Genomic DNA, 819 nt, shown 5'->3' with positions numbered 1-819 from the left:
GCCGGTCTGCGGGTTGCGCGTGCCCGGGGTGCCGACGTCGTAGACGCCGCCGGCGTTCGCCGGGAAGGCGGCCTTGAACCGGTCGGGGATCGCGGACAGGTTGGTGTCCGTCTTCGCGTCACCCGAGACACCGGGGACGTTCTCGATGTAGTTGAAGCCCCAGCTCCACTGGAAGCCGACCACGTTGACCGTGAGGTCGGGCTTCTTGTCGAGGCTCATGAGCTTCGTCTCGTCCCGGGCCGTGAAGTAGAACAGCACCGAGATGATGATGATCGGGACCACCGTGTACAGGGCCTCGATCGGCATGTTGTACCGGGTCTGCGGAGGTACCTCGACCTTGGTGCGGCTGCGCCGGTGGAACATGGCGCTCCACAGGATCAGGCCCCACACCAGCACGCCGACGGCGAGCGCGGCAGCCCAGGAGCCCTGCCACAGGGAGAGGATCCGCGGAGCCTCTTCCGTGGTCGGGGTGGGCATGCCAAGGCGGGGGAAGTCCTTGTATGTGCAACCGGTTGCGGTCGCCAGGACCAGGCCCGCGGTCAGTGCCTGCAGCAGCTTCCGCCGCATCGGGCGCCGCGGCGAGCGGTCGGAGCCGTTGGGACTCACGTAGCGCCTTCCCGAGAGTCTCGCCCGCGCGGTCGGCTGCGGCCTTCTCGCTGGTCGGTCGCCGCCCTGCGTCGGGCAGGGGTTTGGATGTTTATGCGGACCAAACCCTAGCCGACGCCCTCCGGGGGTTCGCGGGGAGGGGGGCATACGCGTCGCGCCTCACTCAGTTGGGGTGTGGATGGGCGCCCAATAGCTCGGGTTGTGGGGGTTTGG

General features: G+C 68.4%; 1 protein-coding gene. It reads right to left on the bottom strand.

The features are described from left to right. The coding region (locus tag CCN72_RS37370) for a cytochrome c oxidase subunit II (RefSeq protein WP_483027300.1) at positions 1-606 on the bottom strand (606 nt) is incomplete at its 3' end. Positions 607-819 lie beyond the last annotated feature (213 nt).

This window comes from Streptomyces murinus (genome assembly GCF_002154555.1).
GTDB lineage: Bacteria > Actinomycetota > Actinomycetes > Streptomycetales > Streptomycetaceae > Streptomyces > Streptomyces murinus.
The sequence above is the reverse complement of the archived record's forward strand: the minus strand, read 5'-3'. Positions and strand labels throughout refer to the sequence as shown.